This window comes from Massilimicrobiota sp. An80, from assembly GCF_002159255.1.
Lineage (GTDB): Bacteria > Bacillota_I > Bacilli_A > Erysipelotrichales > Coprobacillaceae > Allocoprobacillus > Allocoprobacillus merdigallinarum.
The window spans coordinates 1-13,094 of sequence record NZ_NFHI01000034.1 but is presented as its reverse complement, the minus strand read 5'-3'; the positions used below and the strand labels follow the sequence as shown (position 1 = coordinate 13,094).

General features: G+C 31.5%; 14 protein-coding genes. 8 read left to right on the top strand and 6 right to left on the bottom strand.

Going from position 1 to position 13,094, the window contains the following annotated elements:
* The first annotated feature begins 170 nt into the window (after nt 1-170).
* Nucleotides 171-1,490, top strand: a complete 1,320-nt coding sequence (locus tag B5G32_RS09670; RefSeq protein ID WP_087936530.1) for an MATE family efflux transporter — start codon at nt 171-173, stop codon at nt 1,488-1,490.
* Nucleotides 1,491-1,574: 84 nt separating this feature from the next.
* On the opposite strand, the gene B5G32_RS09665 is transcribed toward B5G32_RS09670, so the two are convergent.
* Nucleotides 1,575-2,606 carry a lactonase family protein gene (locus tag B5G32_RS09665; RefSeq protein WP_087297924.1) on the bottom strand — a complete coding sequence of 344 codons (1,032 nt, stop codon included), beginning with the start codon at nt 2,604-2,606 and terminating at the stop codon, nt 1,575-1,577.
* Nucleotides 2,607-2,769: 163 nt separating this feature from the next.
* Between B5G32_RS09665 and B5G32_RS09660 the strand changes: the two genes are divergently transcribed.
* From B5G32_RS09660 to B5G32_RS09645, 4 genes are all read left to right on the top strand, one after another.
* Complete coding sequence (locus B5G32_RS09660) at nt 2,770-3,261, top strand: Lrp/AsnC family transcriptional regulator (RefSeq protein WP_087244899.1); 492 nt, start codon at nt 2,770-2,772, stop codon at nt 3,259-3,261.
* Nucleotides 3,261-4,439 (top strand): aminotransferase class I/II-fold pyridoxal phosphate-dependent enzyme, encoded by a 1,179-nt coding sequence (locus B5G32_RS09655; protein WP_087297925.1) that lies wholly within the window; start codon nt 3,261-3,263, stop codon nt 4,437-4,439. Before B5G32_RS09660 ends, B5G32_RS09655 begins: the two co-directional genes overlap by 1 nt.
* Nucleotides 4,432-4,839 carry a PTS sugar transporter subunit IIB gene (locus tag B5G32_RS09650; RefSeq protein ID WP_087936529.1) on the top strand — a complete coding sequence of 136 codons (408 nt, stop codon included), beginning with the start codon at nt 4,432-4,434 and terminating at the stop codon, nt 4,837-4,839. Before B5G32_RS09655 ends, B5G32_RS09650 begins: the two co-directional genes overlap by 8 nt.
* 95 nt (nt 4,840-4,934) lie before the next feature.
* Nucleotides 4,935-5,789 carry an EamA family transporter gene (locus B5G32_RS09645; protein WP_087936528.1) on the top strand — a complete coding sequence of 285 codons (855 nt, stop codon included), beginning with the start codon at nt 4,935-4,937 and terminating at the stop codon, nt 5,787-5,789.
* A gap of 19 nt (nt 5,790-5,808) precedes the next feature.
* Here the strand turns inward: B5G32_RS09645 and B5G32_RS09640 are convergent, their stop codons facing one another.
* The 3 genes from B5G32_RS09640 to tgt are packed head-to-tail and all read right to left on the bottom strand — an operon-like array spanning nt 5,809 to nt 8,618.
* Complete coding sequence (locus B5G32_RS09640) at nt 5,809-6,459, bottom strand: epoxyqueuosine reductase QueH (protein ID WP_087936527.1); 651 nt, start codon at nt 6,457-6,459, stop codon at nt 5,809-5,811.
* Nucleotides 6,459-7,484 (bottom strand): tRNA preQ1(34) S-adenosylmethionine ribosyltransferase-isomerase QueA, encoded by a 1,026-nt coding sequence (gene queA, locus B5G32_RS09635; protein ID WP_087298263.1) that lies wholly within the window; start codon nt 7,482-7,484, stop codon nt 6,459-6,461. Before queA ends, B5G32_RS09640 begins: the two co-directional genes overlap by 1 nt.
* Nucleotides 7,485-8,618 (bottom strand): tRNA guanosine(34) transglycosylase Tgt, encoded by a 1,134-nt coding sequence (gene tgt, locus B5G32_RS09630; protein ID WP_087936526.1) that lies wholly within the window; start codon nt 8,616-8,618, stop codon nt 7,485-7,487.
* A 124-nt stretch (nt 8,619-8,742) separates the two neighbouring features.
* Between tgt and B5G32_RS09625 the strand changes: the two genes are divergently transcribed.
* Entirely contained in the window at nt 8,743-8,940 is a 198-nt protein-coding gene (locus B5G32_RS09625; RefSeq protein ID WP_087244892.1) for a DUF6199 family natural product biosynthesis protein, read from the top strand.
* Between the two features lie 463 nt (nt 8,941-9,403).
* The gene (locus B5G32_RS09620) at nt 9,404-10,312 is read left to right on the top strand and encodes a phosphatase PAP2 family protein (protein ID WP_239386231.1); all 909 of its coding nucleotides are present in this window, start codon (nt 9,404-9,406) and stop codon (nt 10,310-10,312) included.
* A 24-nt stretch (nt 10,313-10,336) separates the two neighbouring features.
* On the opposite strand, the gene B5G32_RS09615 is transcribed toward B5G32_RS09620, so the two are convergent.
* The gene (locus B5G32_RS09615; protein ID WP_087936525.1) at nt 10,337-11,278 is read right to left on the bottom strand and encodes a TIGR03943 family putative permease subunit; all 942 of its coding nucleotides are present in this window, start codon (nt 11,276-11,278) and stop codon (nt 10,337-10,339) included.
* Nucleotides 11,278-12,390 carry a CobW family GTP-binding protein gene (locus B5G32_RS09610; protein ID WP_087936524.1) on the bottom strand — a complete coding sequence of 371 codons (1,113 nt, stop codon included), beginning with the start codon at nt 12,388-12,390 and terminating at the stop codon, nt 11,278-11,280. The genes B5G32_RS09615 and B5G32_RS09610 overlap by 1 nt, the downstream gene beginning before the upstream one ends.
* A 149-nt stretch (nt 12,391-12,539) precedes the next feature.
* On the opposite strand from B5G32_RS09610, the gene B5G32_RS09605 reads away from it, so the two are divergent.
* On the top strand, nt 12,540-12,968 hold the full coding sequence (locus tag B5G32_RS09605; RefSeq protein WP_087244889.1) for a MarR family winged helix-turn-helix transcriptional regulator: 429 nt from the start codon (nt 12,540-12,542) through the stop codon (nt 12,966-12,968).
* Nucleotides 12,969-13,094: the final 126 nt, after the last annotated feature.

Here is a 13,094-nt window from a genome sequence, read left to right as displayed (position 1 = left end):
ATATATGATTGTTTGCCGCCGGGTAAATTTTAAGCATTGGTTTCGTATCGATAGGCCATTGAAGATACGACAATCAGTGCTTTTCTTTTGTAAAGATAGAAAAGGTGACAAAAGTCAATAAAATGTTTAATATATCTATTCAATTGATAAAATGAAAGGATAAAGAAAACATGAAGAAATTAGAGAGTTTACAGGAATTTTTTAGGTATACATCTTTAAATGTGTTAGGTATGATTGGTTTATCGTGCTATATTTTAGCAGACACATTTTTTGTTTCTAAAGGACTTGGTACAGATGGATTGACAGCTTTAAATTTGGCTATTCCTATTTATAGTTTTATTCATGGAAGTGGCTTGATGATTGGTATGGGTGGTGGAACAAAATATTCCATATTAAAAAGCCAGGAACATCATCAAGATGCAAACAAGACATTCACTCATGCTGTTTTATTAGCTATATGTTTTGCGATTATTTTTGTTTTGATAGGTTTCTTATTTTCTGGAACAATTATTTCGTTATTTGTTGAGCAGGGGAATGTTTTTGATATGTCAAAAACATATTTACAAGTGATATTATTGTTTGCGCCAGCTTTTTTAATGAATAATGTTTTTCTTTGTTTTGTACGTAATGATGGGGCACCACAGCTTTCCATGGCTGCAATGCTAGGAGGAAGTTTTTCTAATATTGTTTTAGATTATATCTTTATTTTTCCTTGTCAAATGGGCATTTTTGGAGCTGTCTTTGCGACAGGATTAGCTCCTATTATCAGCATGTGCATTTTATCACCACATTTTTTCAAAAAGAAAAATCAATTTCATTTTATAAAAAGTACAATTTCATTAAAAACAATCACTGGTATTTTCTCAAGTGGTGTACCCTCTTTGGTTACAGAAGTTTCTTCTGGAATTGTCATGATTGTTTTTAATACCATTATTTTAAATCTTGAAGGGAATGTGGGTGTTGCTGCATATGGTGTTATTGCTAATTTATCATTAGTTGTCATGGCTATATATACTGGGATTGCTCAAGGTATACAGCCATTAATGAGTCGAGATTATGGCTTGAATCATTTAGATAACATTTATAGAGTATTGAAATATGCATTATTAACTATGTTAATAATTTCAGCTGTTATTTATACAACTGTTTTCTTTGGTGCATCTTCCATCACACAAATATTTAATAGTGAGAATAATGCAATGTTGCAGATAATTGCAGCACAAGGGTTGAAGTTATATTTCATTGCTTGTCCATTTGCTGGATTTAATATTATTTTATCAATGTATTTTACTTCTGTTGAACATCCTTTGCCTGCACATATTATTTCTTTATTAAGGGGATTTATCATTATCATTCCAATGGCTTTTCTCCTCTCCGCTATAGCAAAGATGAATGGTGTCTGGAGTGCATTTCCAGTGACTGAACTCATTGTGGCTGTTGTTGGACTGGGATGCTTTGAATGGTTAAAACATCATCATTATAGTGAATAAATAAAACACTATGTTTGAATAAACCTGATTGCTTGGTTAACAAACATAGTGTTTTTTATAATGAATCAAAGTGATATGCAGAGTCTATTCAAAAGCTACACAAACAGGTTCAGGTATTTCAATTGAAGAGTCACTTAAAACAAGTTCTTCTGTATCTTCATTGAATGTCATCACCTGTAACAGATTGCTGCCTTGACAAGCAATAATTAAATAACGATCATCAACAATTTGGAAATCTCGAGGATCTTTTTTTGTATGAACCATATAGAGTAAAGAAATTTTACCACTTTCTTTATTGACGCGGTACATAGCTATACTGTCATGCCCTCTATTTGATACAAAAAGATGATTTCCACTATGACTTAAGCGAATAGCAGCAGCACTTGAAAAACCTTTAAAATGTCTTGGTATACAGTGAATAGCCTGTATTAATTGGAAATGGCCCTGATAATATTTAAAGACCATAATATTATTAGCAATCTCATTGACAAGATAGGCAAAACGACCATCATGAGAAAAAATCATATGACGTGGACCAGAACCAGGAACAATATTTAAAGTATAATGAGGATCTTCTAATAAAACACCTTGAGAGTAACGATACATAACGACTTTATCAGCACCTAAATCAACAGAATAAACAAATTCCTGATCAGGAGTGATGCCAACATAATGCGCATGTGGACCTGTTTGGCGTTTTAAAAGATCGGGACCTAAACCGACATGATGAACTGCACAAATTTTTTGAGTAATAATACTATTTTCTAATTGGTAAGAAGCAGTTGCGCCAACATGATAATTTGCCGCAAAAAGATAGCGATTATTTTGATCAACGCATAAATGTGTATAAGAACGACCGCTGGAATGATAATTATTATTTAAAATCAGTTCATCTTTATAGATTGAAAAACTTCCTAATCCCCCTCCATAACTATGAGAATTGGCATTTTTATAAGCGACATATAAAGTGTGATCATTACATATCATATAAGAAGGGTAGTCTTGAGTTTCGATTTGTTGAATACGTTTCATTTCTAATGTTTTTTCATCAAATTTCATGATATAAATACCTTTATCATGATGTTTTCCATAACTTGATACATAAAAGATTTTCATGTTAAAGCTCCTTTCGCTATATAAAATATTTTATCATAATATTTTATGAAATGAATAAAAAAAGGTATAAAAACATAGAAATAATAAAAAGAAAATTATAAAATTCTTTCATAATACACAAAAGTGTAATACAATAGATACTATATTGAAGGAGGAAGCGAATATGGAAGAGAAGTTAATGTTAAGTTTATTACAAAAAAATGCGAGGATGAAGATTACTGATTTAGCGGCCGCCTTAGATGAATCTAAAGATAATGTCATTCAAAAATTAACGGAATTAGAACAGAAGAAAGTGATCTGTGGTTATCATACAATTGTCAACTGGGATTTAACAAATACAGAAATTGTAACAGCATTGATTCAAGTCAATGCAAGTCCAGAAAGAGAATATGGCTATGATCGTATTGCGAGTCATATTTATAAATTTGATGAAGTTGATACAATGTATTTATTGAGTGGAAGTTTTGAATTTGTATGTATTGTTAAAGGAAAGACAATGCAGGAAGTTGCTCATTTTGTGGCTAGTAAACTGGCATGTGTAGATGGAGTGACAGGAACATCAACTTATTTTGTATTAAAACAATATAAAAATAATGGTGTTGTTTTAATTGAAGATGAAGATGGAAAAAATGATAGATTGGTGGTGACTCCATAATGGATTATAATGATATTTTAAGTGATAGAGTCAAAACAATTAAACCAAGTGGAATTAGAAAATTCTTTGATTTAGCTTCACAAATGGAAGATGTCATATCTTTAGGAGTTGGTGAACCAGATTTTACAACACCTTGGGCTATTCGAGAAGCTGCGATTTATTCCATTGAAAAAGGAAGAACATTTTATACAGCCAATCAGGGATTACAGGAATTAAGAGAAGAAATCTGTCGATATTATCGTGATCGTTTTCATGTGGATTATAATGCCAAAGAGAACTGTATTGTGACTGTTGGGGGATCAGAGGGTATTGATATTGCGATTCGTGCTATATTAAATCCTGGAGAAGAAATGATTGTTTTGGATCCTGGATATGTAGCCTATACACCTGGTGTTGAGCTTGCAGGAGGGGTTCCTGTCACAATTAATTTACGTCAGGAAGATGAGTTTAAATTAACACCAGAGCTTTTAAAAGCTGCGATTACACCCAAAACAAAAGCATTATTGATTAATTATCCATCAAATCCAACAGGTGGATTTATGACAAAGAGTGATTATGAAAAGATTGTTCCTATTATTAAGGAATCAGGTCTTATCGTGATTTCTGATGAAATTTATGCAGAATTGAGTTATGAAGAAGAATTTTGTTCAATTGCTTCATTTGATGAAATCAAAGATCAGGTGATTGTTGTGAGTGGTTTTTCTAAAGCCTTTGCGATGACAGGATGGCGTTTAGGTTATGTTCTCGCTCATTCTGTATTTACAAAAGCTATGAATAAAATTCATCAATATATTATCATGTCTGCGCCTTCAGCTGCCCAATATGGAGCTATTGAAGGATTAAGACATTGTTATGATGAAGTCTTGAAAATGCGAGATTCTTATAAGGCTAGACGAAACTTTTTAGTGAAAACATTTAATGATATGGGACTGGAAACATTTAAACCTCAAGGCGCTTTCTATGTTTTTCCATGTATTCGTTCAACTGGACTCACATCTGATGAATTCTGTGAAAAACTGTTAGAAGATCAAAAAGTAGCTTGTGTTCCAGGAACTGCTTTTGGACCAGCAGGAGAAGGATTTATTCGTGTTTCTTATGCTTATAGTCTTGAAGAATTAAAGATTGCAACTCAAAAAATAAAAATCTTTGTAGAGAAATGTAAGGCAACACATGATTAGAGTCTTATTATGCTGTGGTGGTGGCTTTTCATCAAGTTATGTCGCTGAAAGAATGAAAAAGGAGATTATTGCCAAGAACTTATCGAATCAACTTGAAATGGAGTTTTCTCCTTTTTCTCTTGTTTTAGAAAAGATAGATAACTTTGATATTATTATTTGTTGTCCACACCTTAATATTTATGTGAAACAGTTACTTGAAAAGACTGATGTTCAAGTCCCTATTTATATTTTACCACCAAGAATGTATGGAAATATGGAGATTGAAGAAATCTATCAGGATGTTATAGATTTACTGGAGATTTATCAGCAGACACATATGAATCCTGTTCATTTTCCTGGTGAGGAAAATGTATTAAAAATAACAAGACAAAAAGCCTATAAACATGTTTATCAAAAGTAAGAACGTTGATTCTTGCTTTTTTTATAATGAAAATCGTTATAAAATAGAGTTATGAGAATAAAAAAAGAAGAAATACCAGAAAAGAGGTCAAAGAGATGTGGATTTTATATGCATTTGGTTCAGCATTTTTTGCAGGAATAACGGCTGTTTTAGCAAAATGTGGTATACATGATACAAATTCACATGTAGCGACAGCTCTCAGAACAATTGTTGTTTTGATTTTTTCATGGATTATGGTTTTTATTGTTGGTTCTTTTCATGAAATAGCGAACTTATCTTATCAGACAATACTTTTTTTGGTGTTATCAGGTCTTTCGACAGGTGCATCCTGGTTATGTTATTTTAGAGCTTTACAATTAGGAAATATTAATAAAGTGGCTGCAATAGATAAGACAAGTGTTGTTCTCACCGTGATTTTAAGTTTTATCTTATTTCATGAAACAGTCAATATTTATAAAATTATCGGGATGATCTTGATGATGACGGGAACTTTTTTGATGTTGGAGAAAAAGGAAACAAATCAAAAAGAAGACAATTATTGGTTGATCTATGCTGTGTTATCAGTTGTCTTTGCCAGTTTAACAACCATCTTAGGAAAGGTAGGAATCAGTCATATTGAAAGCAATTTAGGAACTGCCATTCGTACAAGTGTTGTCTTGGTGATGGCATGGGTTGTTGTGGTTGCAACAAATGCGCAAAGTAGCGTTAAAGAAGTTCCCAAGCATGAATTGATTTATATTTTTTTATCAGGTATAGCGACTGGAGCTTCATGGTTATGTTTTTATAGAGCATTACAGATTGGATCAGCCAGTCTTGTCACGCCGATTGATAAATTGAGTATTTTAGTCACGGTGCTTTTCTCTTATATTGTTTTTCATGAAAAACTGAATTTAAAATCTTTTATTGGATTAATGATGATTGTGGCAGGAACGCTTATTATGTTACTTTAATCACAAAAAACAGGATGCACTAGGCATCCTGCTTTTGTTCAACTTTATGTTCTTCTCTTTTTAACATCTCTTCATAACTGAACATACAGCCACAATAATTTTGACGATACATTCCATATTCTTTAGTCATTTGTGTTGATTTTAAATAACCATTATTTTTCTTAAAATCAGCATATAAGAATTTGGGTGATTCACTTTGCCATTGATCTCCAATCTCATTAATCCATTGACTATTTTTATGTGGTGATACACTTAAAACAGTTGTCCAATAATCATAATGATTGATTTTTGCATAATCAAATGTTCTACGCATTCTCAAGCTATAACAAAGACGACATCTTACACTTCCTTCTGGATAATCTTTTAAAGGATAAAGATGAGAAATCCATTCACTATTATTATAAGGATCTTCAATGACTTGAATGTTTTGATTGAAATCATGATTAAATCTTTCAATAAAAGATAATAATTCATGGAAACGTCTTTGATATTCATCAGATGGATAAATGTTGGAATTGGAATAATAGATTGTGATTTCAAAATGTTCGCATAATTCTTTAATCACATTGCTAGAACATGGTCCACAACAGACATGAAGTAATAATGTTGGTTTCTGATTGCCAATTTTTTGAAGTTCTTCCTGTAATTTAAGATCATAATTGATTTTCATTATTGAATAAACATACAATCACCAAATGAGAAGAAACGATATTTTTCTTCCACAGCATGATGATAAGCTTTCATAATATAATCTTTATCAGCAAATGCACTGACAAGCATCACTAATGTTGATTTAGGAAGATGGAAATTGGTAATCAAAGCATCAATAGCTTCAAACTGATAACCTGGATAAATAAAGATATCAGTACTTTCCTGTGTAGCTTGAAATTTTCCATATTTTTTAAAGTTGGCTTCAAGTGTTCTTGTTGAAGTTGTTCCAACACTGATAATGCGTTGTCCATTGGCTTTGGCTTGATTAAGCTTTTGAGCAGTGTCTTCATCAATCATATAAAATTCACTATGCATATGATGTTCTAATACATCATCAACTTTCACTGGTCTAAAAGTTCCTAGACCTACATGTAAAGTGACATCTAGGATTTCAACACCTTTGTCTTGAACTTTCTTTAAAATATCTTCAGTAAAATGTAAACCAGCGGTAGGTGCAGCGGCACTACCTTCGACTTTGGCATAAACAGTCTGATAACGATGAGGATCATCAAGCTTTTCCTTGATATAAGGAGGAAGTGGCATTGTGCCAAGATGATCTAAAACTTCATAGAAAATACCTTCATACATCATTTGAAAATGACGAATACCTTCTTCTCCAATATGCACACATTTGGCTTTTAAAGAACCATCTCCAAAAGTAATGACAGTATCCATTTTCACAATACGTGCATTTCCCACAAGACATTCCCATACATCTTCACCTAAATCTTTAAGAAGCAAGACTTCAACATGACCACCAGTTTCTTCTTTTATTCCATAAAGTCTGGCAGGAATGACTTTTGTATTGTTTCTGACTAAAATATCTCCAGCATGTAGATAGTCTAAAATATCATAAAAATGCTTGTCTTCAATCGTTTTTGTTTTTCTATCTAAGACCATTAAACGTGAAGTATCTCTTTTTTGTAGAGGAGTTTGCGCAATCAATTCCTCTGGTAAATCATAATCAAATTCACTAATTTTCATTTAAAACGCCCTTTCATAAACATCTCTACCATAACTATTTAAAAATTCTTCTTTAAAATCTAATAAACGATCTTCCTGAATGGCTTTTCTTATATCTTCACTTAATTGAAGCAAGAAAGCAACATTATGAATAGATAATAAACTTTTTCCAAATAATTCATCACATTTATGTAAATGTCTTAAATAAGCACGTGTATAGTTTTGACATGTATAACAATGACATTTCTCATCAATAGGCGTAAAGTCATATTTATACTTTTCATTATTGATATTCATACGTCCATGATGTGTCATTAACGCTCCATGTCTTGCGACTCTTGTTGGTAAAACACAGTCAAACATATCAATACCACGAATAGCCCCTTCAATTAAATCAATAGGATTCCCAACACCCATTAAGTAACGTGGTTTATCCTGAGGGAGCCATTTCACTGCATCATCAATCATTTTATACATGACATCCTTAGGTTCACCAACACTTGTTCCTCCTATAGAATAGCCAGGGAAATCCATTTTCACTAATTCTTTAGCTGACAGTTCTCTTAAATCCTCAAATTCTCCACCTTGTACAATCCCAAATAAAGCCTGATCTTTTCTTTTATGAGCATCTTTACCACGTTTTGCCCAACGCAGAGTTCTTTCCACACTTTTTTTCATATATTCATGTGTTGAAGGATATGGAGCACATTCATCAAAGCTCATGATAATATCAGCTCCTAAATCATTTTGAATTTGAATAGATTTTTCAGGAGATAAAAATAATTTCTTTCCATCAACAATACTTTTAAAAGTCACGCCTTCTTCTTCAATCTTTCTTGTCTTTCCTAAAGAGAAGACTTGAAAACCACCACTATCAGTTAAAATAGGACCATCATAATTCATAAATTGATGTAATCCGCCAGCCATTTTAACAACATCTTCACCAGGTCTTAACCATAAATGATAAGTGTTTGCTAAAATGACTTGAGAATGCATTTCTTTTAATTGTTCTGGAGAAATACCTTTCACTGTAGCAAGTGTTCCTACTGGCATAAACATAGGTGTTTCAACATCGCCATGTGGTGTATGTAAAATCCCATATCTTGCACCAGATTGTTTACAAACATGTTTTAATTCATACCAAAAACCTTCCATTTTTTCACCTCTTTTTTAGCATACTCATTATACATGAAAGGATGTATAAGTTCAAATTTTATTGATTGAAATTCTATGAAAAAGAAAAGAGTATGTTAAAATAAAGATAAGGGATGTGACTGTTATGGAGTATGTTTGGATAGTGGTATTGTTGTTATTGGGGATTGCTATGGTAGGAAGACCTGATCTGTTATGGAAAATAGAACATTTCTGGGATGTGAAGAATGGAGAACCTTCAGAGTTGTATATCGCTTTGATGCGTGTTATGGGAACGTTTTGTATTATTGGTTCTATTATATTTTTAATTGCTCTTTTTATTTAAAATCATTCGATCATCTATATGTCAATATAATATGACGAAATCTAGATTTAGTATAAATGGTTCATGAGATATATGTATTGAATTTATGATAGTTTTACAAAAGAAAAGGATAGTATCAGAAGTTTAGAAAACTGAAAATATGAAGCTTTATGAACTCAATAATATAGTCAATATTGATTTGGAAAGTAGCCATAAATAGGTGGCTTTTTGTTTATGATCAGCTTTGTTGGTATTTTGGATTACCATTACACATAAAAGGGTGTATAAGTTTAAATTTTATCAATATTCATCCATAAACATATCAATAAAAAGTAATATTTTCATATTGTTTGTTATCATATACATAAAATGATTCATATTATGTTTATCAATTTCAGATATAGTTTATAAAGTGTAAGTTTAAATGTTAAAAAAGATAGAGTTGTATTTTTTATAATATTATCAAATAAAGGGTTGAGAAAATATGGATATACAAATATATAAGAAGAAGTATTGCATAGTTATAGGTGTTATTTTACTTGTTTTAATGGGGATAGGTTCTATTTGGGATTATCAGATTTCACAGTTTTTTTATAATTCGTCTAATATTTTTGGTGTTTTCTTGGCTGGATATGGTCAAATACCTGCCTTGTTATGTATGGCTGCAATTGGAACATTATTATTACGTATGATAGATAAGGATAAGCAAATAAAGACGATGCTATATTGTTGTTTGTCACTACTTTTTAATTTTATTGCTGTTATAGGGATCACAATAGGAGCTTTATTATATATTTCTAGAATGACAACATTATTAAGCTTAGTGATAGCTATTGGCATTGTAGGAATTGTTGATGTATTGATTTATCGACTTAGTAGCCATGCATCTCAGGATACAATAAAAAAGATAGTGATTTTTATTTTATTAATAGTTTTAATTGAAGTTTTTGTTGTTAATATTGTGAAAATGACATGGGAACGCCCCCGTATGCGAATGATTAGTAGTCGTCATGATGTCAGTTTTCAGCCTTGGTGGGTTATAGGAAATACAATGAAAGATCAGCTGATGGCTTTAGGTGTAGCAGGTGAAGAATTTAAATCCTTTCCATCTGGACATACAGCGAATGCGGCTTGTGCGATGTTGTTATGTGTATTGCCTTTGCTTAATAGAAAATTAAAAGGAAAAGAAAATTTATTATTTTTTATAGGGGTTTGCTTTACTTTTTTGGTTGCATTATCAAGAATCATTATGGGAGCTCATTTTTTAACAGATGTTGTGACTGGAATGGCAATAAGTCTTGTGATACAAATGATTATGGCTCGAGTCATATTCAAAAATTATAGCAAGGATAAGGTTGATTGTAATGGTGACATAGGAATAAGATATAAATAAAAAAGAGGATTTTCAATTCATCCTCTAATCAAAAGTGACATATTCATTTTTTAATGGTGGAATGACTTTTAAGTCATCCACTTTTAATAAACAGAAATTTCCGTTGATATCTGGATCATACTGGACATCAATTGTACCAGTGACTTCAACCCATTCATTAGGAATCAGTTGTTTAGCCGCAGGGTGTTCACAGACCATACCAATTAAAGACGTATCTTCTTCACAACAAACCATAGCTAAACGTCCTAATACAAAGCCATCTTCTAATTGCTTATCACGACCAATGAATTTTCCTCTGAGAGTGACTTTCTTATGATTATATTTATCGGGATGATCTAAGGCATCCATGCAGAAAAGACCAAAATCATGGTCTAAAACATTGATATAATCCTGTTGAATATCAAATGGTAATTCATCATCTTCTAGAGTGTTGACAGTGCCATCTTCTTTTTCATAAATGATCTGACATGTAGAATTAATGGCTTTAATATTATTTCTTAAGAATGATTTTTTAATAGAATCATCAATTCTATTAAAAATCAATAAATCACTATGAACAACATGTTGATATAATAAAGAACGCATGTTTTGAATATACAAAGCAAAAGTCTTGGCGTTGATAGTTGTTAAAACTTGGACAACGTCCCATCCTTCAGGTTTTTCACATTCAATAAGATGATCAACATTAAACATTCCATTCACTTCCATGAGGACTTGAGTTGGATGATATTTGTTTTCAAGTTCGGTTAAAAATTCAAGATTGAATTCATCTTCTTTATGAATATAAACCAAATCACAATTGAATGATTCAATATCTTCCTGATTATATTCTTTTTCACCTTGTTCACTGATAATTAATAAAGTTTTTTCATTATTACAGAAATCTGTTGTTGTAATAGTATCAATAATAAATGAAGATTTTCCGCTATCTAAAAACCCTGTAAATAAATAGATTCTTGTATTCATTATTCTACTCCAAATAATTCATAAATTTTGTCTTCTAATAAATCTTTACCAATGACACAGATACGACCAGTGTAATCAGCACTACCAAAACGAATTTCATATTCTCCAGGTACTAAATCAAAGTGTAACCATTTCTTATCTGGTGTAGGTAAAATACCTTTCGCACGCAAGATATCTCCATATTCATGAGATGAAGATAAAGTCTGAAGAATTTGATCTAACTGTTCCTGTGTATAAGTATGAATTGTTTCTTTTCCTAAACTTGTAAAGACTTCATCAGCATGATGATGGTGGTGATGATGACCACATCCACATTCATGGTCATGATGATGTCCATGATGACATTCTTCGTTTTCGTGATGATGATGGTGACAACATTCATGATGTTCATCATGATGATGACAATGTTCACCATGTTCATGATGATGTTCGTGATGGTGGCAATGTTCACCGTGTTCGTGATGATGACCACATTCTGGACAAATATCTGCTTCTTTCATTAAGATGTCCTGTAAAGAATTTTCATTTTCCATTGTCTGTAAAATTGTTTCACCACTTAATTCATCCCAAGGTGTTGTGATAATAGAAGCTGTTGTATTCATAGATTTAATGATATCAATAGCTTCCTGAATCTTATCTTGTGGTACATCTTGGGTACGACTTAAAATAATAGTAGAAGCATATTCAATCTGATTATTAAAGAATTCTCCAAAGTTTAGTGAATATGTTTTGCACTTTTTCACATCAATAACACTACAGAAACTATTCAATTGAAGTTCATCACTATGAACATCCCTAACAGCTTTAATGACATCAGAAAGTTTACCAACTCCAGATGGTTCAATGATAATACGATCAGGATGATACTGAGCTACGACTTGTTTTAAAGCTTCACTAAAATCACCAACTAATGAACAACAAATGCATCCAGAGTTCATTTCTGTAATTTCAATTCCAGCTTCTTTTAAGAAGCTTCCATCTATACCAATTTCACCAAATTCATTTTCAATTAAAACAACTTTTTCATTTCCTAAACAATCCTGAATAAGTTTTTTGATTAATGTTGTTTTCCCAGCTCCTAAAAAACCAGAAATAATATCTACTTTACTCATTTATTCGACCTTCTTTCTTTTTTGTATTATAGCACTCGTATTTTTAACAAGCAAATGAAATAACATACAATTCTCTTGATAAAAAGATTGAATAAGACTATAATTGTTAGCGTACTAATAATTAGTATGCTAATGAAAGGAGGAAAATCATGAAAACACCTTTTTATATGTTAGTTTTTAAAGCTTTTCATGCGCAAAGACAAAAGAATCGAATGAATATGAATGCTTTTCGTTTATCACCCGGTCAACCGAAAGTATTACGATATATTCAAAATCATAAGGATTGTAAATTAAAAGATATCGCAAAAGAATGTGATATTGAAAGTGCTACAGTAAGTAAGATTCTTGATAACTTAGAAGAAAAAGGCATGATTACAAAAGCTATAAATCCTCAAAATAAACGTGCTTATCAACTGAATTTAACAGTTGAAGGAGAAAAGGCTTTAGAAAAATGGGACGAACATTGTTTAGAAATAGAACAAATTTCTTTAAAAGGATTCAGTGAAAAAGAGAAGCAACAGTTTCAAGAATATTTATCTCGTATGTATACCAATTTAACAGGAAAAGAGATTTTATAGGAGGGGAAAGTGTGAAAAATAATTTGACCCAATCGTAAGTAAAAGCACAAAAAAAGACGAACTTAAAAACAAGTTCGGTTTTTCTTAGAAAAAACAGAATATTATTTAGGAATATCTTGAATTAAT

Excerpts from the sequence above, each read along its gene's own strand:
- B5G32_RS09670 (WP_087936530.1), top strand. The coding sequence starts at position 171 with ATGAAGAAATTAGAGAGTTTACAGGAATTTTTTAGGTATACATCTTTA.
- B5G32_RS09665 (WP_087297924.1), bottom strand. The coding sequence starts at position 2,606 with ATGAAAATCTTTTATGTATCAAGTTATGGAAAACATCATGATAAAGGT.
- B5G32_RS09660 (WP_087244899.1), top strand. The coding sequence starts at position 2,770 with ATGGAAGAGAAGTTAATGTTAAGTTTATTACAAAAAAATGCGAGGATG.
- B5G32_RS09655 (WP_087297925.1), top strand. The coding sequence starts at position 3,261 with ATGGATTATAATGATATTTTAAGTGATAGAGTCAAAACAATTAAACCA.
- B5G32_RS09650 (WP_087936529.1), top strand. The coding sequence starts at position 4,432 with ATGATTAGAGTCTTATTATGCTGTGGTGGTGGCTTTTCATCAAGTTAT.
- B5G32_RS09645 (WP_087936528.1), top strand. The coding sequence starts at position 4,935 with ATGTGGATTTTATATGCATTTGGTTCAGCATTTTTTGCAGGAATAACG.
- B5G32_RS09640 (WP_087936527.1), bottom strand. The coding sequence starts at position 6,459 with ATGAAAATCAATTATGATCTTAAATTACAGGAAGAACTTCAAAAAATT.
- queA (WP_087298263.1), bottom strand. The coding sequence starts at position 7,484 with ATGAAAATTAGTGAATTTGATTATGATTTACCAGAGGAATTGATTGCG.
- tgt (WP_087936526.1), bottom strand. The coding sequence starts at position 8,618 with ATGGAAGGTTTTTGGTATGAATTAAAACATGTTTGTAAACAATCTGGT.
- B5G32_RS09625 (WP_087244892.1), top strand. The coding sequence starts at position 8,743 with ATGGAGTATGTTTGGATAGTGGTATTGTTGTTATTGGGGATTGCTATG.
- B5G32_RS09620 (WP_239386231.1), top strand. The coding sequence starts at position 9,404 with ATGGATATACAAATATATAAGAAGAAGTATTGCATAGTTATAGGTGTT.
- B5G32_RS09615 (WP_087936525.1), bottom strand. The coding sequence starts at position 11,278 with ATGAATACAAGAATCTATTTATTTACAGGGTTTTTAGATAGCGGAAAA.
- B5G32_RS09610 (WP_087936524.1), bottom strand. The coding sequence starts at position 12,390 with ATGAGTAAAGTAGATATTATTTCTGGTTTTTTAGGAGCTGGGAAAACA.
- B5G32_RS09605 (WP_087244889.1), top strand. The coding sequence starts at position 12,540 with ATGAAAACACCTTTTTATATGTTAGTTTTTAAAGCTTTTCATGCGCAA.